We start from the raw sequence: 20334 nt of genomic DNA on the forward strand, positions 1-20334 counted from the left end.
CCCGGGTCAGGAGGTGATGGTCGGCAGTTCCGGCGCCGCGACGTCGTAGACCTTGCCGTCCTGGGTGAGCAGGGCCGCCAGGACCTTGGCCTTGCGGTCCGTCTGCTCCGCGGTGCCCCAGCGGACGATCTTCCCGTTGGCCAGCGTGAACTCCACGCTCGCCGGCGTCTTCGCCGTTGCCGTCGTGACCTGCTTGAGGAGCTGCTCCGGGATCACCCCGAGCACCGCCGTCACCGCGCGCGTCACCGGGTCGTCCGCCGACACCTTCGGCAGCTTGAGCTCCGGCAGGCCCGGCGGCCGCGCCGCGACCGTCTTGAACACCACGCCGCCGCCGTCGACGAGGTGGACGCCGTCGCCGCCCGGGCCGCTGTCGAAGAACGCGATCGCCGTCCGCTCGGTCACCGTGATCTCGACCGTGTTCGGCCACGAGCGGGACACCTCGACCGTCGCGATACCGGGCATCCCCGCCACCCGGTCGCGGATCTCGTCGGTGCTCAGCCGCAGCATCGGCTTGCCGGCCGGGACCGCGGCCACCGTGCGGATCTGGTCGGCAGGCACCGTGCGGGAGCCCCCGACCGAGACGTCCTGCACGCCGAGCATCGAGCTGAAGAACAGCAGGTAGACCAGGGCGACCACGGTGAGCACGGACAGCAGCGCGACCCACCGGCGGCGGATCTCCACCTGCCGGTTGGGCCGGGTGCGGCCCCCGGTCTTGGGCCGCGCGGCGCGGGTCCGGCGGCGCTCCTCCTCGGAGCGCCGCCCCCGTCGTTGCCTCGCCAGGGCAGCGCGATCCGGGAGCTCCTCTTCGGAGGACGGACGGCGGCGTTCCCTGGTCGGACTCATGGCTTCAGCGCTTGTCCAGCTCGGCGAGGATCTCCGGGCCCAGCTGGGTCACGTCCCCGGCGCCCATGGTCACCACCAGGTCACCGGGCTTGGCCAGCCCGGCCGCCAGCGGCGCGGCGACGTCGAACGCCGGCTCGTAGTGCACCGCCGCGGTCACCCGGTCGGCGATCAGCGCGCCGGTGACGCCCGGCTCGGGCTCCTCCCGCGCGCCGTAGACGTCCAGCACGACGACCTCGTCGGCCAGCGACAGCGCCTCGGCGAACTCCACCGAGAACGTCTTGGTCCGCGAGTACAGGTGCGGCTGGAACACCACGATCACCCGCCCGGACCCGGCCGCCGTCCGCACCGCGCGCAGCTGCGCGGCCACCTCGGTCGGGTGGTGGGCGTAGTCGTCGTAGACGCGGACGTCGCCGGCCCGGCCCTTGAACTCGAACCGCCGCCGCACCCCGCCGAACGCCGCGAGCCCGTCGACCAGGCCGTCGACCGGCGCACCCAGCTCGATCCCGGCCAGCAGGGCCGCGACCGCGTTGAGCGCCATGTGCTCGCCCGGCACCGCGACGCGCACCGAAACCTCGGCTCCGTCGAGCGCGAGCCGCACGACACCGCCGTCCGGCGCCGGGACGTAGTCCAGGACTCGCGCGTCGCCCGGCCCGGTGGCCGTGCGCCCGTAGCGGCGCACCCGGACCCCCAGGTCGGAGGCCTGCTTGCCCAGCTCGTCGGCCGCGAGGTCGTCGGCGCAGACGATCAGCAGCCCGCCCGGCGCGATCCGGCTCACGAACTCGGTGAACACCTTCGTGTAGGCCTCGGCCGTGCCGTGGTGGTCCAGGTGGTCCGACTCGACGTTCGTCACGACCGCGACCGACGGCGAGTAGGTCAGGAACGAGCCGTCGCTCTCGTCGGCCTCGGCGACGAACACGCCACCCTCGCCGTGGTGGGCGTTGGCGCCCGACTCGTTGAGGTCGCCGCCGATGGCGAACGACGGGTCGAGCCGGCAGTGCTGCAGCGCGACGGTCAGCATCGACGTCGTCGACGTCTTGCCGTGCGTGCCCGCGATGCAGGCGACGCGGTGGCCTGCCATCAGCCCGGCCAGCGCCTGCGCCCGGTGCAGCACCGGGATGCCCGCCGCCCGCGCCGCGGCCAGCTCGGGGTTGGACTCCTTGATCGCCGTCGAGACGACCACGGCGGACGGCGGTTCCGAGAGCGACGAGATGTTCGAAGCGCTCTGGCCGACGAACAGCTCGGCACCCTGGGCGCGCAGCGACAGCAGCGCACGCGACTCCTTCGCGTCCGAGCCCGACACGAAAGCGCCCCGGGCCAGCAGGATCCGCGCGATGCCGGACATGCCGGCCCCGCCGATCCCGATCAGGTGGGCCCGGCGCAGTTCTTCGGGCAACTCAGGCACCAGCGGCCTCCAGAACGATGCGGGCGAGGGTTTCGTCGGCCTCTCGGTGGCCCATGCCGACGGCCGCCGCGCCCATCTTCGCGACGCGGTCGGCGTCGGTGACCAGCGGGACGACCAGCTCGGCGACCTTGGCCGGGCTGAGGTCGCCGTCGAAGACCATCAGCGCGGCGCCGGCGTCGACGGCGGGCCTGGCGTTGCTGGCCTGCTCGCCGTTGCCGATCGGCAGCGGGACGAACACCGCGGGCAGCCCGACCGAGGTCACCTCGGCGACGGTCATCGCGCCCGAGCGGCAGATCGCGACGTCGGCCGCGGCGTAGGCCAGGTCCATCCGCTCCAGGTACGGCACCGGCACGTACGCCGGCTTGCCCGGGAACTCCTGCACGACCAGCGTGTTCTTCGGCCCGTGCGCGTGCAGGACGCCGACACCGGCGTCCGCGAGGTCCTTCGCCGCTCCGGACACGGCGGCGTTGATCGACTGCGCGCCTTGCGAACCGCCGAAGACCAGCAGCGTCGGCGCGTCCGGGTCCAGGCCGAAGTGCGCCCGCGCCTCGGCCCGCAGCGCGGGCCGGTCCAGCGTGGTGATCGACCGCCGCAGCGGGATCCCGACGACCTCGGCCTTCGGCAGCGGGGTACCCGCGACGGCGACCGCGACGCGGCGGGCGAACCGCGCGCCGACCTTGTTCGCCAGGCCCGGCGACTGGTTGGCCTCGTGCACGACGATCGGGATGCGCCCGCGCGCGGCCAGGTAGGCGGGCAGGGCGACGTACCCGCCGAAGCCGACGACGACGTCCGCGCCGACGCGCTCCAGCACCTCGCGGGTCTTGCGGACCGAGTCGCGGACCTTCAGCGGCAGCTTGACCAGCTCCGGCGTCGGCTTGCGCGGCAGCGGCACCGGCGGGATCAGCTCGAGGGGGTAACCGCGGGCCGGGACCAGCTTGTTCTCCAGGCCGCGCTCGGTGCCGAGCGCGACGACCGTCGCGTCCGGGCGCAGCCGCATGACGGCGTCGGCCAGGGCGAGGGCGGGTTCGATGTGTCCTGCGGTGCCACCTCCGGCGACCACGACCACCGGCCCCTTGCCCGCGGCGGCTCGCTCGGTTCCCTTGACGGGCTTACTCACCTATGACCTCTCCGGTTCGCGGTACTCCGGGTACCACGGCTCGCTGTTGTCCGCGCGGCCCCGCCGCGAGACGTGGCCGCGCTCGTCCGTGCCGCGCTGCGGCGCACCGGCTCGCGGACCGACCTGCGTCGTTCCTGAGCCGGGGCGGGCCGGGCCGCACGGGGCGCCGGCCTGGCCGCCTTCGCCCCACTCCGCCCCGCCGCCTTGCGCGTGGCGGGCGGGCGGTACGGGTCGGGCGCGGGCAGCCGCAGCAGACGCCCGAATTTACCCGGCCCCTGTGTGCGCAGCGCGGCCACCGCCTCCGGTTCGTGCCGGGCGGCGTTCGCGAGCACGCCCATGATGAGCATGGTGATCACCAGCGAGGTGCCGCCGTAGGAGATGAGCGGCAGCGTGACGCCGGTGACCGGCAGCAGGCCGACGACGTAACCGATGTTGATGCCGGCCTGGGCCACGAGGAACACCGTCAGCGTGCCGGAGACGATCCGGATCCACGGGTCGATGTTGCGGGTGGCGATCCGCAGGCCCACGACGGCGACCCCGCCGAAGAGGACGAGCACGACGACGCAGCCGATCAGCCCGAGCTCCTCGCCGATCAGGGCGAAGATGAAGTCGTTCTGCACGTTCGGCAGGTAGCCCCAGTTGGAGGTGCCCTGGCCGAGGCCCTTGCCGAGGAGCCCGCCGTCGGCCAGGGCCAGCTTGGCCTGGTTGGCCTGGAAGCCCCCGTCGCTGGTGTCGGCGTCCGGCGAAAGGAACGACATGACCCGGTCGAGCCGGTAGGGCGCGATGATCGCGAGCACGAGCACCCCGGCCAGGCCGCCGGCGAGGATGACGCCGAACAGCCGTTTCGGCGCGCCGGCGAACCACAGCAGCGCCAGCAGCACCACCGCGAGGGTGACCGTGCCGCCGAGGTCCGGCTGGAACATGACCAGGGCGAACATCAGCAGCGCGATCGGCACCACCGGCACCAGCAGGTGCCGCCACTGGTGGATCACGTTGTACTTGATCACCAGGATGTGGGCGCCCCAGAATGCCAGCGCCACCTTCGCGGCTTCGACCGGCTGGAAGGTGAACTCGCCGAGCTTGAACCAGCCCTGCGAGCCGTTGACCGTCGAGCCGAGCGGGGTGAGCACGAGCACCAGCAGGCCGAGGCAGATCACCGTCGCGGTGGCCGACATCCGCCGGATGCGTTCCAGCTTGACCCGCAGGCCCAGCCAGAAGACGACCGAGCCGAGCGCGACGAACACCAGGTGCTTGACGAACAGCGAGTACACCCCGCTGCCGGTCTTGGGGTTGTAGGAGGCGACCGACGACGCCGAGAGCACCATGACGATGCCGATGACGGTGAGCACGCCGGTGAGGGCGAGCACGAGGTGGAACGACGCCAGCGGCCGCGAGAGCCACGCCGTCAGCGCGGTCCGGACGGCGACGAAGCCGCTCTCCTTGCGCTCGCGGCGCGGCCGCTTCGGCGGCGGTGCCGGCTTGGTTTCAGCTGTCGTCACTCGGCTCCCCCGCTGCGTCGTCGCGGAGGACACGCACGGCCGCGGCGAACGCGTCGCCGCGCTCGCCGTAGCTCGAGAACATGTCCAACGACGCCGCGGCGGGTGCCAGCAGCACCACGTCACCGGGTCGGGCCATCGCGCTGGCCGCACTCACCGCCGCAGTCATGGGTTCATCGTCACCCGGACGGAGGCTGTTCACCGGGACATCCGGCGCGTGTCGCGCAACCGCGGCGGCGATCACGGGTGAATCGACGCCGAGTAGCACAACACCGCGCAGACGGCCTGCGATGCTGCTCACCAGTTCGTCGACCGACGCGCCCTTGAGCTGGCCACCGGCGATCCACACGATGCTCGCGTGCGCCCGCAGGGACCCGGCGGCCGCGTGCGGGTTGGTCGCCTTCGAGTCGTTGACGTACCGCACCCCGGCCACCTCGGCGACCTCGACGGCCCGGTGCGGGGCCGGCTGGTACTCGCGCAGGCCCTTCAGCACGGCCTCCGGCGAGACGCCGTGGGCGCGGGCGAGCGCGGCCGCGGCGAGGGCGTTCGCGACGTTGTGCGGGCCCGCCGGGCGCACGTCGGAGAGCGTGGCGAGTTCCTCGGCGCTGTTCGCCGGGTCGGCGACGAAGGCGCGGTCGACCAGCAGGTCCTCGACCACGCCCAGCTCACCGGCGCGCGGGGTGTCGAGCTGGAAGCCGACGCGGCGGGCGCTGTCGGGCGCGTGCTCGGCGGCGATCCGGGTGGACCAGTCGTCGTCGGCGTTGTGCACCGCGACCTTGGCCCGGGTGTAAACGCGGCCCTTGGCGGCCGCGTACTCGGCCATCGAGCCGTGCCAGTCGATGTGGTCCTCGGCCAGGTTCAGCACCACGGCGGCGTCCGGGGCGAGGGTCGAGGACCAGTGCAGCTGGAAGCTCGACAGCTCCACGGCCAGCACGTCGTACCCGGCGCGGACCGCGTCGAGCGCCGCGTAGCCGATGTTCCCGCAGGCCACGGCGTTGCTGCCGGCGACCTTGAGGATCGACTCGAGCATGCCCACGGTGGTCGTCTTGCCGTTGGTGCCGGTCACCACCAGCCAGGACGGCGGGTGCTCGCGCAGCTGCCCGACCCGCCAGGCCAGCTCGACGTCGCCGATGACCTCGACACCGGCTTCGGCGGCGGCCACCAGCAGCGGTGACGTCGGCCGCCAGCCCGGGCTGGTGACGACCAGGACGACGTCGGAAGGCGGCTCGGTCAGGCCCGGCACCAGCTCGGCGCCGAGGCCCTCCAGCTCGGCCAGGCGCTCGGCGTTGCCGTCGGTGACGGTGACGCGCGCACCCAGCTCGACCAGCACCGGGACCACCGACTTGCCGGTGACCCCGGCCCCGGCGACGAGAACGTGACGACCGGCGAAGTCCAAAGTCAGCCCCCGAGGCCCAGCTGCTCGCTGTAGAACAGGCCGAGCCCGAACATGCAGCAGATCGCCGAGAGCAGCCAGAACCGGATGATCACCGTGGTTTCGGCCCACCCGGCGAGCTCGAAGTGGTGGTGGAACGGCGCCATCCGGAACAACCTGCGCCGGGTCGTCCGGAACACCGCGATCTGCGCGACCACCGAGATCATCTCGACCATGAACAGGCCGCCGATGACGATGGCCAGCAGCTCGGTGCGGGTCGTCATGGACAGGCCGGCGACCAGGCCGCCGAGGGCCAGCGAGCCGGTGTCGCCCATGAAGATCTTCGCCGGGGCCGCGTTCCACCAGAGGAAGCCCACGCAGGCACCGGTCGCCGCGGCGGCGACCACGGCCAGGTCCAGCGGGTCGCGGACGTCGTAGCAGGCGGCGGCCGGCGCGTTGGCGCAGGACAGCCGCTCCTGCCAGAACGAGATCACGACATAGGTGGCCAGCACCATCGCCGCCGCGCCACCGGCCAGGCCGTCGAGGCCGTCGGTGAAGTTGACCGCGTTCGACCAGCCGGAGATCACGACGTAGCAGAAGATCACGAAGATCACCGACGGGAAGGTGATCAGCGCGAGGTCGCGGACGTAGGAGAGGCTCTCCGACGCCGGCGTGATGCCGTGCTGGTTCGGGAAGTTCAGCGCCAGCACCGCGAACGCGATGGTGACGACGAGCTGCCCGACCAGCTTCGCGGTCTTGTTCAGCCCCAGGTTGCGCTGCTTGCGGATCTTGATGAAGTCGTCGAGGAACCCGACGATCCCCAGGCCCACCGCGAGCATCAGCACGAGCAGCCCGGAGGCCGTCGGCGCGCCGCTGCGGGAGTTGAACATCCAGTTGATCAGGTGCGCGGCGAAGTACCCGACGACCATCGCGATGATGATCGCGACACCGCCCATGGTCGGGGTACCGCGCTTGGACTTGTGTCCCTGGGGGCCTTCCTCGCGGATCTCCTGGCCGAAGCCCTGCCGGGAGAAGACCCGGATCAGGTAGGGCGTCAGCATGATGGAGACCAGCAGGCCCGCCGCGGCCGCGATCAGGATGCTGATCACGCGTCACCACCGTTCGAGCGATTCTCGGAGTTGTCGGTTTCCCGGGGTTCGAGCAGGGCCTCGGCGACCCGCCAGAGGCCGGCGGCCTTGGAGGCCTTGACCAGCACCACGTCCCCGGGGCGGAGCTGATCATGCAGCAGGGCGGCGGCGGCCTCGACGTCGGGTACCAAAGTGGACTCCTCGCCCCAGGAGCCTTCCTGGTGCGCGCCCTGGTGCATGGCCGCCGCCTCGGGCCCGATGACGACGAGCTTGGCGATGTTGAGCCGGACGACGAGCCTGCCGATCTCGTCGTGGGCGGTGACGGAGTCCGCGCCGAGCTCGCCCATCACGCCGAGCACGGCCCAGGACCGGCGGCCGGTTTCCCGGGTCATCGCCGCGAGGGCCTTCAGGCCGGCCCGCATCGACTCGGGGTTGGCGTTGAACGAGTCGTTGAGGATCGTCACGCCGTCGGGCCGGGTGACGACCTCCATGCGGCGCGCGGAGCGCCGTTCGAGGGCCGAGAGCCGGGCCGCGATCTCCGCCGGCGTCGCACCCAGCTCCAGCGCGACCGCCGCGGCGGACAGCGCGTTGCCGACGTGGTGCTCGCCGTGCAGCGGCAGCTTGACGTCGGTCTCGCCGGCCGGGGTGATCAGCCGGAAGGACGCGCGGGCCTCGTCGTCGAGGGTGATGTGCTCCGCGCGGATCTGCGCCGAGGAGCTCTCGCCGACGAACACCACCCGGGCCTTCGTGCGGCTCGCCATGGCCGCGACCAGCGGGTCGTCGAGGTTGAGCACCGCGACGCCGTCCTCGGGCAGTGCCTCGACGAGCTCGCCCTTGGTCTTCGCGATGCCTTCGCGCGAGCCGAACTCGCCGACGTGCGCGCTGCCGACGTTGAGCACGACGCCGATCTTCGGCGGGGCGATCTCCGCGAGGTGGGCGATGTGCCCGGGGCCCCGGGCCGACAGCTCCAGCACCAGGTGCTTCGTCCGAGCGTCGGCTCGCAACGCCGTCCAGGGGTGGCCGAGCTCGTTGTTGAACGACCCGGGCGGCGCGATCGTCGGGCCGAGCGGCTCGAGCAGCTGCGCGATGACGTCCTTGGTCGAGGTCTTGCCGGAGGAGCCGGTGACGCCGACGACGGTCAGCTCGCCCTCGGCCAGGCGCTGCACGACGTACCGGGCGAGCTTGGCCAGCGCGGCCAGCACCGCGGCACCGGAGCCGTCCTTGTCGCCGGTCAGCGCGACCGACCGCTCGTGGGCCTCGCCCGCGGCGAGCGGCGGGACGACGATCGCGGGTGCGTCGACCTCGCGGGCGGCCAGCACGGCCACGGCGCCGGCCTCGACGGCCTGCGCGGCGAAGTCGTGGCCGTCGACCTTCTCCCCCGGCAGCGCGACGAACAGGCCGCCGGGCGTGAGCTCCCGGGTGTCGAACTCCACGGTGCCGGTCACCTGCGCGCCCGGTTCGGCGCGGTGCAGCCGGCCGCCGACGACGTCGGCGATCTCGGCCAGGCTGAGCACGATCACACACTCACCTCGAGTTTGTTGCGGATGGCCGCGGCCAGCTCGTCGCGGTCGGAGAACGGGTGCACGACGCCGCCGGCCTCCTGGCCGGACTCGTGCCCCTTGCCGGCGAGGAAGACGATGTCGCCCGGTCCGGCGAGCGAAACGGCGTGCGCGATGGCCTCGCGGCGGTCACCGATCTCGATGACTTCGCCGCCCTCGGCGGGCCCGACCGCGCGGGCGCCGGCGAGCATGGCGGCGCGGATCGCCGCCGGGTCCTCGGAGCGCGGGTTGTCGTCGGTGACGATCAGGACATCACTGCGGCGGGCGGCGGCCTCGCCCATCATCGGGCGCTTGGCGGTGTCCCGGTCGCCGCCGCAGCCGAGCACGGTGATGATCCGGCCCTCGGTGCGGGCCCGCAGCGCGTCCAGCCCCTGGGCGACCGCGGCCGGCTTGTGGGCGTAGTCGACGACGGCGGTGAACTCCTGGCCGACGTAGACGCGCTCCATCCGGCCTGGCACCTGCACCTGGGCGAGCCCGGCGACGATGTGCTCCAGTGCCACGCCGGCGGTGCTCAGGATCGCGGCCGCCAGCACGGCGTTGGCGACGTTGAACTCGCCGGGCAGCGGGATCCGGGCGGCCGCGCGGACGCCGTCCGGGCCGTGCAGGGTGAACGTCTGCTCGCCATGCGGGGTGGCCTCCAGATCGGTGGCCTTCCACGCGGCTTCGGTACCCGGGTCGGTGGTGACGGTGATCGTCTGCGGCGTGAGCAGGGCCTGGCCCCACGCGCTGTCGACCACGACGACCTCGTGCGTCGAGCGGCCGTCGAACAGCAGGGACTTCGCGGCGAAGTACTCCTGCATGTCCTTGTGGAAGTCCAGGTGGTCCTGGGAGAGGTTGGTGAAGGCGCCGACGGAGAACCGGGTGCCGTTGACGCGGCCCAGGGCGAGCGCGTGGCTGGAGACCTCCATCGGCACGTGCGTGACGCCGCGCTCGAGCATCACCGCGAGCAGCGCCTGCAGGTCGGGCGCCTCCGGCGTGGTGAAGCCGCTGACCAGCCGTTCGCCCGCGATCCGGGTCTCCACCGTGCCGATCAGGCCGGTGGTCAGCCCGGCGGCCTGCAGGCCGGCGTCGACCAGGTAGGACGTCGTCGTCTTGCCGGAGGTGCCGGTGACGCCGAGCACGGACAGCTTCAGGGAGGGCTCGCCGTAGATCCAGGCGGCGATCTCGCCGAGGGCGGCGCGCGGGTCGGCGTGGACCAGGACCGGGACACCGGCGTCGCGCAGGGCGGGCCGCTCGGCGCCCGCGGCGTCGGTGAGGACGGCGACGGCTCCGGCCGCAACCGCCTGGTCGCTGAAGTCGGCGCCGTGGGCGCGGGCACCCGGGAGGGCGGCGAAGAGGTCGCCGGGCAGGACGTGCTGGGCACGCAGGGTGGTGCCGGTGACGGTGAGCTCGGCCGCGTCGGGCGACCCGGCGATCAGGCGGGCGTCCGCCCTGGCGAGCAGCGTCGCCAGCGGGACCGGGTCGATGCGCGCCGGACGGGGCGGCGCGGGGACCGCTTTCACCGGGCTTTCCGGCACCTGGGAACTGGACGAGGACACGGACACGGCCAAGAGGCTACCGGCGGGCGGTTCGGGCACCCGCACGCGGTACGGCGATTGCGTGCGGGCCGGGCACATGTGCTAAACGGCGCCGCGGACCCCGTTGCGCCGCAAGGGTTTCCCCGTCGCCGGCCGATGTGGACGCTCACGCGTCGAAGCCCCTCGCGCGTTGCCGCGTGAGGGGGCTTTAACGGACAGTGCCTGACTACGGCGCGATGATGAGCGGGACCTCCGGCGAGGGGCCGTCGGACAACGGAATCTGGTACCGCTGCGTCACGTACGACGCGATGGTGTGGAACAGCGGCGCGGCGGAGTGCCCGACCGGCAGCGTCGTGTCCGGCGCGTCCAGCCGGATCCCGACGACGAACCGCGGGTGGTCGGCGGGCAGGATGCCGGCGAAGGTGATGTTGTACAGGTGGTCGCTGTAGGCCTTCGTCCGCGGGTCGACCTGCTGGCCGGTGCCGGTTTTCCCGGAGATCTGGTAGCCCTCGACCGCCGCCGTCGGCGCGGTGCCCTTCTGGAGGCCCTTGCCGTTCTGGGCGACCGCGCGCATCATGTCGCGCACCGTCTTCGCGGTCTGCGGGCTGACCACCCGGACCGACTTCGGGGCCGGCTCGGGCACGGTCGTGCCGTCCGGGTTCACCTTGGCCTTGACGATCCGGGGTTCGACGCGCAGGCCGTCGTTGGCGATCGCCTGGTACATCCCGGCCATCTGCAGGACGGTCATCATCAGGCCCTGCCCGATGGGCAGGTTGCCGAAGGTGGTCGCCGACCACTGGCTGCGCGCGGGCACCACGCCCGCGCTCTCGCCGGGCAGGCCGACGCCGGTGCGCTGGCCGAGGCCGAACGACTTGAGCAGGTTGGCGTAGCGCTCCTCGCCGATCTTCTGCGCCAGCAGCAGGGTGCCGATGTTGGACGACTTGGCGAAGATCCCGGTGGTGGTGAAGGTCTGGGTCCCGTGGGTCCAGGCGTCGTGCACCGTCTTGTCGGCCACCTGCAGCGCACCGGGCACCTCGACCGTGGACTCCGGCGTCGCGACACCGAAGTCGATCGCCCCGGTGGCGGTGACGAGCTTGTTCACCGAACCGGGTTCGAACGGCGTGGTGACCGCGGGGTTGGCCAGGTCGTCGGTCTTCCAGGTGCTCTGGTCGTTGGGGTCGAAGGTCTTGTCGTTGGCCAGCGCGTAGACCTCGCCGGTCTTGGCGTCCATGACGACGGCCTGCCCGCCCTTGGCGTGCGACTGCTGGACGTAGTCCGCCAGCTGCCGCTGCACCTCGTACTGCAGGTCGGAGTCGATGGTCAGCTCGAGGTCGGAGCCGGGGACGGCGGCCTGCAGGTCGCGCTCGGTGCCCGGGATGACGACGTTGTCGCTGCCGTTCTTGGTGTTGACCATCATCCGGCCCGGCGTGCCCGCCAGGTCGTTGTCGCGCAGCAGCTCGAGCCCGACCAGGCCGTGGAGGTTGTGCTTCGACACGTCCTTGTCTTCGGAACGCCAGTTCGCGGCACCGACGATGTTGGCCGCCAGGCCGCCGCCCGGGTACTCCCGCAGCGCGCGCTTCTCGACGCCGATCCACGCGAAGTGCTTGACGATGTCGGCGGCGATGGACGGCTCGACGTTGTTCACCAGGTAGGTGAAGGACGCCTGCTTGTGGAACAGGTCGAGCAGCTGCTGCTCGCCGATCACCTTCGGGAGCTTGCCCGAGATGTACTTGGCGGCCGCGGCGGTCTCGGCGTCGAACGTCTTCGTCGTGCCGGGGTTCTTCGTGGCGAAGTCGTCCATGCTCTTGTGCAGCGCCTTGAGGTTCACCGAGAGCGTGCGCACCTCGACGCTGAACGCCAGCTTCGCGCCGTTGCGGTCCACAATGGACCCGCGCTGGGCGGGGATGTCGATGGTCTGGGCGCGCTGCCGTTCGGCCGCGGCCGAGAGCGCCTCGGCGTCGAACCACTGCACCTGCACCAGTTTCACGCCCGCGACCAGCAGTACGGCGACCAGCAGCAGGCGCACGGCGGAGAACCGGCTGCGGTGCCCGCCGTTGCCCCGCCGTGCGGCCGCGCTGCGGGTTCCGGCGGCGTACGTCCGCCGCGCGCTGCCCGCGGCGCGCGCGCGGGCCTGGCTGCGGCCCGAAGCCATCACTGGCCGCCTCCCGGCTGGGCCGGCGGCTGCTGCTGCGCCGGCGGCTGCTCTTCGGCGGGCACAGCGGGCTGGTCGCCCTCGATCGGCGCGCCCTGCTGCGACTGCGTGCCCGCGGCGGGCGCGGCGGGCGGCGCGGCCGGCACCACCGGGGTGTCCGCCTTGGCCTTCTTGGGCTCGCCGACGAGCGAGGTCTTCCCGTCCGGGCCGACGACGATCCGCGCCGGGTCACCGCCGGGCACCATGCCCTGCTGCTGGGCGGCGGGGGCCAGTGAAGCGGGTGACTCGGCCTTGGCGACGTCGCGCTGCAACTGTTCCTTCTGCTCGGCCAGGTTCGCGTTGGTGGTGCGCAGCTGCTCGAGCCGGTAGGAGTCGGCGATCGCCTGCGTGGTCAGCCACAGCGTGGTCGCCACACCGGCGGCCAGCAGCGCCATCATCATCAGCACGAACGACGCGCGCGACTTCGGCAGCAGCAGCTTCAGTTGGAGCTTCGGCTTCTCCGGCGGCTCGGCGGCCCGGGCCTTGGGCTCCGGCCGCGCTTCGCGTTCCTTCAGCAGGTCGGCGCGCTGGGCGCGGCGCGCGTAGGCGCGCTCGGCCGCGGACGTGCGGCCGCGCGACCCGCGCCGCGGCGCGGCCTTGGCCGGTTGCGGCGCCTGCCGGTCCGGCTCGACGGTGCCCGTCGAGGTGCGGGCGGCCTCGGTGCGACCCCCCGTCGCCGGCGCGGCCCGGCGGCGGGAGGACTTCGCGGGAGCGGTCATCGCGGCTCTCCGATCCTCTCTGCGGCCCGCAGCCGCACCGAGGCGGCGCGCGGGTTCCGTTCGATCTCCTCTTCGCCGGCCTTCTCGGCGCCGCGCGTGAGGAGCTTCAGCTCCGGTCCGTGTCCCGGCAGCTCCACCGGGAGCCCCTCCGGGGTGCGGGACTTCGCGAGCTCGGCCAGTGCTTGCTTGACCAGCCGATCCTCCAGGGACTGGTACGACTCGACGACGATCCGCCCGCCGACCGGCAGCGCCCCCAGCGCGGCGGGCATGGCGCGGCGCAGCACCTCCAGTTCGCCGTTGACCTCGATCCGCAGCGCCTGGAACGTGCGCTTGGCCGGGTGCCCGCCGGTGCGGCGGGTGGCGGCCGGGACGGCGTCGTAGAGCAGTGCGACCAGGCGTCCGCTGGTGGTGAACGGCTCCTTTTCCCGCGCGGCCACGACGGCCTTGACGATCCGCTGCGCGAAGCGTTCTTCGCCGTAGTCCCGCAGGATCCGGATCAGCTCGCCGGGTGCGTAGGTGTTGAGCACGTCGGCGGCGGTGAACCCGGTCGTCGGGTCCATCCGCATGTCCAGCGGCGAGTCCTTGGAGTAGGCGAACCCGCGCTCGGCGCGGTCCAGCTGCATCGAGGAGACGCCGAGGTCGAACAGGATGCCGTCGGCTTTTTCGAGGCCCACGCTTTCCAGGGCCTCCGGGAGCCCGTCGTAGACCGTGTGGACGAAGTCGACGCGGTCGCCGTGGCGGGCCAGGCGTTCCGCGGACTTTTCGAGCGCGGCGGGGTCGCGGTCCAGCGCGACGAGCCGCAGCCGCGGGAAGGCCTCCAGGAGGGCGTCGGAATGCCCGCCGAGGCCGACCGTCGCGTCCACGAGGACGCCGTCGCGGTCGGCGAACACGGGAGTGAACAGCTCGACGATGCGGCTCAGCAGTACCGGGACGTGCTCGGGTGCCGTCATGGTGTTCCCTCCCCCTCTCTCGCCTGGGCGGCCCGGGGGGAAATATGGCGGATGCCGTCAGGTCCCTGTCCGCCCGCTGCTGACCTGGTACCGGGGAAGGTGCACCAGGGCCATTGAGCGGACAGAGGCCTCACGGCATCCGGGTGGGCTTCCCCTCATCGTGCGGACGGCGAACCTCTCGTCCCCCGACGACGAAGGTGCACCGCGACCACACGCCTAGAAGACGCCCGGCAGTACTTCCTCTCGAGCCTTCGCGTAGCTGTCTTCGTGCTCCTCCAGGTAGCCCTGCCACGCTTGGGCGTCCCAGATCTCCAGCCTGGTGATCGCCCCGATCACCACGCACTCCTTGCTGAGCCCCGCGTAGCGGCGGAGCTCGGGCGCGATGGTGATGCGCCCCTGGCCGTCCGGACGCTGCTCGTCCGTGCCGGCGAACAGGTAGCGCTGGTAGGCCCGAACCGCCTCGTTCGTGAACGGGGCCTCGGCGACCTTGCGCGCCATCTGCTCGAACTCGGCGCGGGGGAAGACGAAGAGGCAGTGGTCCTGCCCCTTGGTAAGCATCAGCCCACCCGCCAAGGCGTCACGGAACTTCGCGGGCAGCGCGAGCCGCCCTTTGTCGTCCAGCTTCGGGGTGTGGGTGCCGAGGAACACGGCCTCCACCTCCCTACCGCACCCGGTGGCGAACCACCGCCTGCGGCTACGGGGCTTCCCTTCCGCCCCACTGGCCACCACCGTACCCCACTTTTCACCACAGTCAACGCGACAAACGGGCAGACCACTCCGTCGGGTGTTCCGTTTGCGCAGGTCAGCAGGGTGGGGCCTGGTGGGGGGTGTGGTGGGGCACGGTGGCCAAGATCCCCCGCACCGGGGGCCGGAGCAACCTCAGCTGTTCCCCATGCGTCCGCATAACGGCCGCGAAAGAACCCTCCCACCCCTCGAGTGGGGCGCCGTGGGGCCCGCAGTGGGTCAAGGTGGGGAACCGGGTGGGGCCGAGTGGGGGCACCCGTCCCGAAACCCGGATCCCGCGTGATCAGACCCGTATCCCGCGTGATCAGACCCGGAACTCGCGTGATCGAAGCCGGAACTCGCGCGTTACGTCCCCGATCACGTCGGTTCCGTCCCGGATCACGTCGGTTCCGTCCCGGGTCACACCTCGGCGCGTCAGTCCTGCGGGGTGAGGAGGGCCGTGACGCGGGCGGCGAGGCGGGTGCTGTCGACCGGGCTGACCGTCACCCACTCCTGCCCACCCCGGCCCGGGGTCTTCGTCGCGCAATACGCGCCGACGTCGGTGTCGAACCAGGTCAAGCCGCCGACCCGGGTCACCCGGCCCGATCCCGAGCGACGGCTCACGCTGAACTGCCCCGCCGCGTACACCGGCCGCGCCTGGATCGCCCGGACCTCCTCGAGCTGGGCCGACGCCGGCCCCGAACCGGCCTCCGAAGCACCCGAGAGCGTCGACGCCGGGAGGCTGATGCCGTAGCCGGGGCCCGCCGACAGCTCCGGCAGGACGTCGACGATCGCCGTGGCGAGCTCGCCGTCGCGGATCGAGTCCAGGCCGATCGTCTGCTCCGGCTGGGTCGCCAGGACGCCGCGGCGGCCGCGGGCCGCGGTCACCGCGCGGAACGGCGTCGCCGCCGTCATGTCCGCCAGTGCCTCGCACGCGACGAACACGTCCGCGTCCGCGAGCAGGTTCAACCGCGCGGCCAGGGCCGGCTCCAGCCGGGACCCGTCGTGGAGCCCGCGCTCGGCGAGGTTGCCGTAGACGGCCTTCCGCACCTCGGCCCGTTCGGCGTCGGTCGCGCCGACGCTGCGGACGCTCAGCGGTTCCGGCGGGCGGTCGTGGCCGAGGTCGGTCCAGAGGATGTCGAACGCCGACGCCGAGACCCGGATCAAGCCCGCCCCAGCGCCGGCGGGGCGGGGAACGTCTCGGCGGGCACGTGGCCGCGCAGCGCGGTGTCCCTCGTCCGGAGGACGTCGATGGCCTTCTGCCGCGCGGCCTCCGCTTCGGCCCGGCGGGCGGCCATCTCCCCGGCCAGCCCGGCCAGGACGAGCACGTTCCCGCTGGACGCCGCGTCGCGGATCATCGACGCCGGGTCGTAGGTCACCGGCGGCGGCATGTCGGCCCGGGCCCGCGCGGCCGCCTCGGCCTGGGCACCGACCGCCTGCCCCACCGACGCCGAGACGGCGGCGGAGTGCGAAAGCCATTGCGCGGCCCGGCCCAGCGCCGCGCGCGCCGCGTCGCCCGCCGGGCCGCGCCAGTGCTCGTCGGAGGAAGCGACGAGCGCGGCGACGTCGGCGGTGGACTCCTGCAGCCGTTTCGCCAGCCCGTCCCAGCGCGCGCCGGTTTCGCCGGCGGCGACCGGGTCGTTGCCGCGCACGACCTCCGCGGCCATCGCCTCGTGGCTGTAGGCCTCGTACCGCGCGGTGGCGACGGGTGGTTCGGGCACGGCGCACCTCCTGGTCAGGGCAGTTTGGGTTCGACCAGCCCGGCCACCGTGCCCGCGCGACGGCACGCGAGCGGGGTGTCCGAGAAGCCGGTGTTGCTGACGTCGATCTGCACGCTGGCGTGGTCACCGACGCCGAGCAGCACGGCACAGGTGCCGTCGGCGGCCTTCTTGTCGGCGACCTTCAGCCCGGGGTGGCGGCCGACCGTCGTCTTCGTGGCGTTCTTCTTGGTGACGTCGAGATCGGCCAGGCCGTGTCGTTCGTCGAAGGTGACGGTGACGCCGAAGGTGGCGGGCACGGTCCAGTCGCACGCCCGGGCACCGGCGATGGCCTTGGGCTTCCCGAGCACGGTGACGCCGGCGGCCGACCGGTCCTGCGGGGAGAGCAGGGTGCAGGGATCGAGCGCGGTGAGACCGGTCGGCGAAGCGGACAGCGGAGGTACGGCGGGCGCGGAGGCCACCGCGGAGGTGTGCCCCACGGCGGCCGGCGGGGCGCTCTGCTGCCCGCACGCGGTGAGGAGGAGAGCGGAAGCGAGGAGAAGCCCCCGGCCCCACCCGTCGGTCCCCTTCGCGCGCACCGGCTCAGCCACCCGTGCAGTCCACGCCTTCGGCCGCCTGCTCGTCGGCGTGCTGGTACTTCGCCAGCGCCTCGCCGATCCGCCGCTTGAGCGTCTCCAGCTCCTTGCCGAACGCGGTCAGCTGCTGCACCGCCGAGCCCTGCCCGCCGATCCCGTACTCGGCCATGAACTCGCCGATCTCGCCGGCGTACCCGCCGCCCAGCGGCACGCTCCGGCCGAGCACCTTGGCTTCACGGACCATCTCGCCCACGACGTCCTGCAGCCGGCCGAGCTTCGCGTAGGCGTCCGTGGCCAGCTCCGGCGCGACCGCGAAGCCGCGGACGTCGAAGGGCGGCTGGGTTCGCAGCTCGCTCATAAGCGGATACGCCTCTCCGTAGCCGGGCGACCTCGAACCGCAGCATACGACAGAGCAGGGTGTCAGCGGGAGCACCCAGAATCGGGTGAATACCCCCCTGATCGGGGTATCGTCGCTGATTGCGCAGTGTCATCGCGGGGTTCCAGCCCCCGGTTCGCCCGGGTTTGACACACTGGGTGGAAGGCTGGTCGCTGCGCGCGGACAGCAGCGAGGGGGCCGTTCGGCCCGGCGGTGCGCACACTGCGCGCGGCCATGCGCCACCAGGAGGTCGAGTGACGTCGAGAATCCAGTCTGCCGCGCCCGGATCGGGTGAGCAGGCATCCGGGCGGCCGCCTTACCCGGCGGAGCCCTCGGGCAACGGCCGGGTCCCCGGTCACCCCGGCAGAGTGCCGCTGGACGAACTGCACGACACCGCGCGGCGGATCGCCGCCAACGTGGAACGCGTGCTCGTCGGCAAGCCCGACGTCATCCGGATCGCGCTGGTGACCCTGCTCGCCGAAGGCCACCTCCTGGTCGAGGACGTGCCCGGCGTCGGCAAGACGTCACTGGCCAAGGCGCTCGCCCGGTCGATCGACTGCACGGTCAGCCGCATCCAGTTCACCCCCGACCTGCTGCCGAGCGACGTCACCGGCGTCTCCATCTACAACCGCCAGTCCGGCGAGTTCGACTTCCGCCCCGGCCCGGTGTTCGCGAACATCGTGGTGGGCGACGAGATCAACCGCGCCTCGCCGAAGACGCAGTCGGCGCTGCTGGAGTGCATGGAAGAGCACCAGGTCACCGTCGACACCACGACCTACCGGCTCGAAGAGCCGTTCATGGTGATCGCCACGCAGAACCCGATCGAGATGGAAGGCACGTACGCGCTGCCCGAAGCCCAGCGCGACCGCTTCACCGCGCGGGTTTCCATCGGCTACCCCGACCAGCAGGCCGAGCTGGCCATGGTCGACGAGCACGCCGGGCACAACCCGATCGAGGACCTGCAACCGGTGTCCGACGGCGAGACCGTGCACCGGCTGATCGAGACGGTCCGCGGCGTGCACATGGCCCCCGAGGTCCGCCGGTACGCCGTCGACGTCGTCGCGGCCACCCGGGGCGTCCCGGAGGTCCGGCTCGGCGCGTCCCCGCGGGCCACGCTGCACCTCGTCCGCGCGGCGCGGGCGCAAGCCGCGCTGTCGGGCCGCGACTACGTCGTGCCGGACGACCTGCACACGGTGGCGGTGCCGGTACTGGCGCACCGCCTGATGCTGACCACGGAGGCCCACGCGGCCCGCCGGTCGGCGACCGACGTCGTGCGCGCGGTGCTGCACCGGGTGCCGGTGCCGCAGGGCACCCGGCCCTAGCTTTCACCGCCCGAAGGGGAAGAGAACGGCATGCTGCGTGCCCTGTCCGGCCTGACCACCCGCGGTCGCTGCCTCCTGGCCGCGGGGATCGCCGCCGCGGTGTGCTCGTTCGTGCTCAACGAGCGCGACCTGCTGCGGGTGGCGGTGTTCGTGGTGGCGCTGCCACTGCTGGTCGCCGCGTTCATCTCGGCGACGCGGCTGCGCATCGGCGCCACCCGCACGCTGCGCCCGCAACGGGTCGCGGTCGGCGGCAACGGCGAGGTGCAGCTGGAGCTGTGGCGCAGCGGGCGGCTGCCCGCCGGCGAGATCCTCCTCGAAGACGGCGTGCCGTACGCGCTGGGTTCGCGGCCGCGGTTCGTCGTCGAGCGGCTCCCGCACGACCGGCGCGTCGCGCTGCGCTACCCGCTGCAGCCGGTGCTGCGCGGGATCCAGCAGGTCGGGCCACTGCGCGCGACGATCACCGACCCGTTCGGGCTGTGCGAGTTCGAGCGCGAGCTGATCGGGCACTCGCGGCTGGTCGTCGTGCCCCGCGTGGTCCCGCTGTGGGGCCTGCCGAGCGGCGCGGGCATCGGCGTCGGCGACGACGGCACGGTCCGGCTGCACGCCGGGCAGGGCGAGCCCGACGTGATCGTCCGCCAGTACCGCCAGGGCGACGACCTGCGGAAGGTGCACTGGCGCTCGACGGCCCGCCGCGACGAGATCATGGTCCGCGTCGAGGAACGCCCGTGGCGCGGTGGCACGACGGTGCTGCTGGACCACCGCGCGGCCGCGCACCACGGCGCCGGCCCGGCGGCGAGCCTGGAGTGGGCGGTGGCGTTCGCGGCGTCGGCGGCCCTGCACCTGCGCCGGTCCGGCCACCGCGTCCGGCTGGTGAGCGAGCACGGCGTCACGCTGGCGGACACCCCGGGCGAGGGCGGCGACCACTACGACCACGTCGTGCTCGACGCGCTGGCGGCCCTGCAGCCGGCGCACCAGCGCGACATCACGCTGGCCGGGGACCCGGCCGAGGGCCAGGAGCTGATCGCGGTGCTCGGCACGGTGAGCACGGAGGCGGTGCACGAGCTGACCCAGTACCGCCCGCGCGGCATCAGGAGCCTGGCGGTCCTGCTGGACACGCCGACGTGGTCGGCGGGGGTGAGCGCCCCGGAGCAGCGGGCGGCGGCCACGGAGGACTCGGCGGCACTGCTGCGCGCGGCCGGCTGGGGCGTGATCGTGGCGGGCCCCGGTTCGCCGATGCCGCAGGTCTGGGCCGAGCTGTGCCGCAGCGGCGCACGTCGCGGCACCCTGATCGGAGGGCCGCGATGAGCAGCACCGCACCACGACGCACCGCAGCACCTCGACCGGGAGGGGCCGCGATGGGCACCGC

The 20334-nt window shown here is 72.9% G+C and carries 18 protein-coding genes; 2 read left to right on the forward strand and 16 right to left on the reverse strand.

From position 1 onward, the window contains the following. Positions 1 to 6: 6 nt before the first annotated feature. The 16 genes from QRY02_RS22415 to QRY02_RS22490 form a co-directional block, all read right to left on the reverse strand. Complete coding sequence (locus QRY02_RS22415; protein WP_285993481.1) at positions 7 to 843, reverse strand: cell division protein FtsQ/DivIB; 837 nt, start codon at positions 841 to 843, stop codon at positions 7 to 9. Positions 844 to 847: 4 nt separating this feature from the next. Beyond that, entirely contained in the window at positions 848 to 2245 is a 1398-nt protein-coding gene (gene murC / locus QRY02_RS22420) for a UDP-N-acetylmuramate--L-alanine ligase (RefSeq protein ID WP_285993482.1), read from the reverse strand. Beyond that, complete coding sequence (murG, locus tag QRY02_RS22425) at positions 2238 to 3362, reverse strand: undecaprenyldiphospho-muramoylpentapeptide beta-N-acetylglucosaminyltransferase (RefSeq protein ID WP_285993483.1); 1125 nt, start codon at positions 3360 to 3362, stop codon at positions 2238 to 2240. The genes murC and murG overlap by 8 nt, the downstream gene beginning before the upstream one ends. Continuing rightward, the gene (ftsW, locus tag QRY02_RS22430; RefSeq protein ID WP_285993484.1) at positions 3359 to 4861 is read right to left on the reverse strand and encodes a putative lipid II flippase FtsW; all 1503 of its coding nucleotides are present in this window, start codon (positions 4859 to 4861) and stop codon (positions 3359 to 3361) included. The genes murG and ftsW overlap by 4 nt, the downstream gene beginning before the upstream one ends. Then, complete coding sequence (gene murD, locus QRY02_RS22435; RefSeq protein WP_285993485.1) at positions 4848 to 6254, reverse strand: UDP-N-acetylmuramoyl-L-alanine--D-glutamate ligase; 1407 nt, start codon at positions 6252 to 6254, stop codon at positions 4848 to 4850. The genes ftsW and murD overlap by 14 nt, the downstream gene beginning before the upstream one ends. A gap of 2 nt (positions 6255 to 6256) precedes the next feature. Next, positions 6257 to 7339, reverse strand: coding sequence for a phospho-N-acetylmuramoyl-pentapeptide-transferase (gene mraY, locus QRY02_RS22440; protein ID WP_013228040.1), 1083 nt, complete (start codon positions 7337 to 7339; stop codon positions 6257 to 6259). Next, complete coding sequence (locus QRY02_RS22445) at positions 7336 to 8838, reverse strand: UDP-N-acetylmuramoyl-tripeptide--D-alanyl-D-alanine ligase (protein ID WP_285993486.1); 1503 nt, start codon at positions 8836 to 8838, stop codon at positions 7336 to 7338. The genes mraY and QRY02_RS22445 overlap by 4 nt, the downstream gene beginning before the upstream one ends. Continuing rightward, positions 8835 to 10379, reverse strand: a complete 1545-nt coding sequence (locus QRY02_RS22450) for a UDP-N-acetylmuramoyl-L-alanyl-D-glutamate--2,6-diaminopimelate ligase (protein WP_285993897.1) — start codon at positions 10377 to 10379, stop codon at positions 8835 to 8837. The genes QRY02_RS22445 and QRY02_RS22450 overlap by 4 nt, the downstream gene beginning before the upstream one ends. A gap of 241 nt (positions 10380 to 10620) precedes the next feature. Continuing rightward, positions 10621 to 12546 (reverse strand): peptidoglycan D,D-transpeptidase FtsI family protein, encoded by a 1926-nt coding sequence (locus tag QRY02_RS22455; RefSeq protein ID WP_285993487.1) that lies wholly within the window; start codon positions 12544 to 12546, stop codon positions 10621 to 10623. After that, entirely contained in the window at positions 12546 to 13304 is a 759-nt protein-coding gene (gene ftsL, locus QRY02_RS22460; protein ID WP_285993488.1) for a cell division protein FtsL, read from the reverse strand. The genes QRY02_RS22455 and ftsL overlap by 1 nt, the downstream gene beginning before the upstream one ends. After that, complete coding sequence (rsmH, locus tag QRY02_RS22465; protein WP_285993489.1) at positions 13301 to 14254, reverse strand: 16S rRNA (cytosine(1402)-N(4))-methyltransferase RsmH; 954 nt, start codon at positions 14252 to 14254, stop codon at positions 13301 to 13303. Before rsmH ends, ftsL begins: the two co-directional genes overlap by 4 nt. 216 nt (positions 14255 to 14470) lie before the next feature. Then, positions 14471 to 14902: a division/cell wall cluster transcriptional repressor MraZ gene (mraZ, locus tag QRY02_RS22470; RefSeq protein ID WP_014467434.1), complete on the reverse strand. Its 432-nt coding sequence runs from the start codon at positions 14900 to 14902 to the stop codon at positions 14471 to 14473. 510 nt (positions 14903 to 15412) lie between these two features. After that, positions 15413 to 16144, reverse strand: a complete 732-nt coding sequence (locus QRY02_RS22475) for an ESX secretion-associated protein EspG (RefSeq protein ID WP_285993490.1) — start codon at positions 16142 to 16144, stop codon at positions 15413 to 15415. Then, on the reverse strand, positions 16141 to 16698 hold the full coding sequence (locus tag QRY02_RS22480; RefSeq protein WP_285993491.1) for a PPE domain-containing protein: 558 nt from the start codon (positions 16696 to 16698) through the stop codon (positions 16141 to 16143). Before QRY02_RS22480 ends, QRY02_RS22475 begins: the two co-directional genes overlap by 4 nt. A 14-nt stretch (positions 16699 to 16712) precedes the next feature. After that, the gene (locus tag QRY02_RS22485; RefSeq protein ID WP_285993492.1) at positions 16713 to 17285 is read right to left on the reverse strand and encodes a DUF3558 domain-containing protein; all 573 of its coding nucleotides are present in this window, start codon (positions 17283 to 17285) and stop codon (positions 16713 to 16715) included. After that, a complete protein-coding gene (locus QRY02_RS22490; protein ID WP_103335164.1) occupies positions 17278 to 17628 on the reverse strand; it encodes a hypothetical protein in 351 nt (116 codons plus the stop codon). The genes QRY02_RS22485 and QRY02_RS22490 overlap by 8 nt, the downstream gene beginning before the upstream one ends. A 272-nt stretch (positions 17629 to 17900) precedes the next feature. Between QRY02_RS22490 and QRY02_RS22495 the strand changes: the two genes are divergently transcribed. Further along, the gene (locus QRY02_RS22495; protein ID WP_285993493.1) at positions 17901 to 18968 is read left to right on the forward strand and encodes an AAA family ATPase; all 1068 of its coding nucleotides are present in this window, start codon (positions 17901 to 17903) and stop codon (positions 18966 to 18968) included. A gap of 30 nt (positions 18969 to 18998) precedes the next feature. Further along, entirely contained in the window at positions 18999 to 20273 is a 1275-nt protein-coding gene (locus QRY02_RS22500; protein WP_285993494.1) for a DUF58 domain-containing protein, read from the forward strand. The last annotated feature ends 61 nt before the right edge of the window (positions 20274 to 20334 follow it).

It is taken from the genome of Amycolatopsis sp. DG1A-15b, assembly GCF_030285645.1.
Classification (GTDB): domain Bacteria; phylum Actinomycetota; class Actinomycetes; order Mycobacteriales; family Pseudonocardiaceae; genus Amycolatopsis.

Excerpts from the sequence above, each read along its gene's own strand:
- QRY02_RS22415 (WP_285993481.1), bottom strand. The coding sequence starts at position 843 with ATGAGTCCGACCAGGGAACGCCGCCGTCCGTCCTCCGAAGAGGAGCTC.
- QRY02_RS22500 (WP_285993494.1), top strand. The coding sequence starts at position 18,999 with ATGCTGCGTGCCCTGTCCGGCCTGACCACCCGCGGTCGCTGCCTCCTG.
- QRY02_RS22455 (WP_285993487.1), bottom strand. The coding sequence starts at position 12,546 with ATGGCTTCGGGCCGCAGCCAGGCCCGCGCGCGCGCCGCGGGCAGCGCG.
- rsmH (WP_285993489.1), bottom strand. The coding sequence starts at position 14,254 with ATGACGGCACCCGAGCACGTCCCGGTACTGCTGAGCCGCATCGTCGAG.
- ftsL (WP_285993488.1), bottom strand. The coding sequence starts at position 13,304 with ATGACCGCTCCCGCGAAGTCCTCCCGCCGCCGGGCCGCGCCGGCGACG.
- QRY02_RS22490 (WP_103335164.1), bottom strand. The coding sequence starts at position 17,628 with ATGAGCGAGCTGCGAACCCAGCCGCCCTTCGACGTCCGCGGCTTCGCG.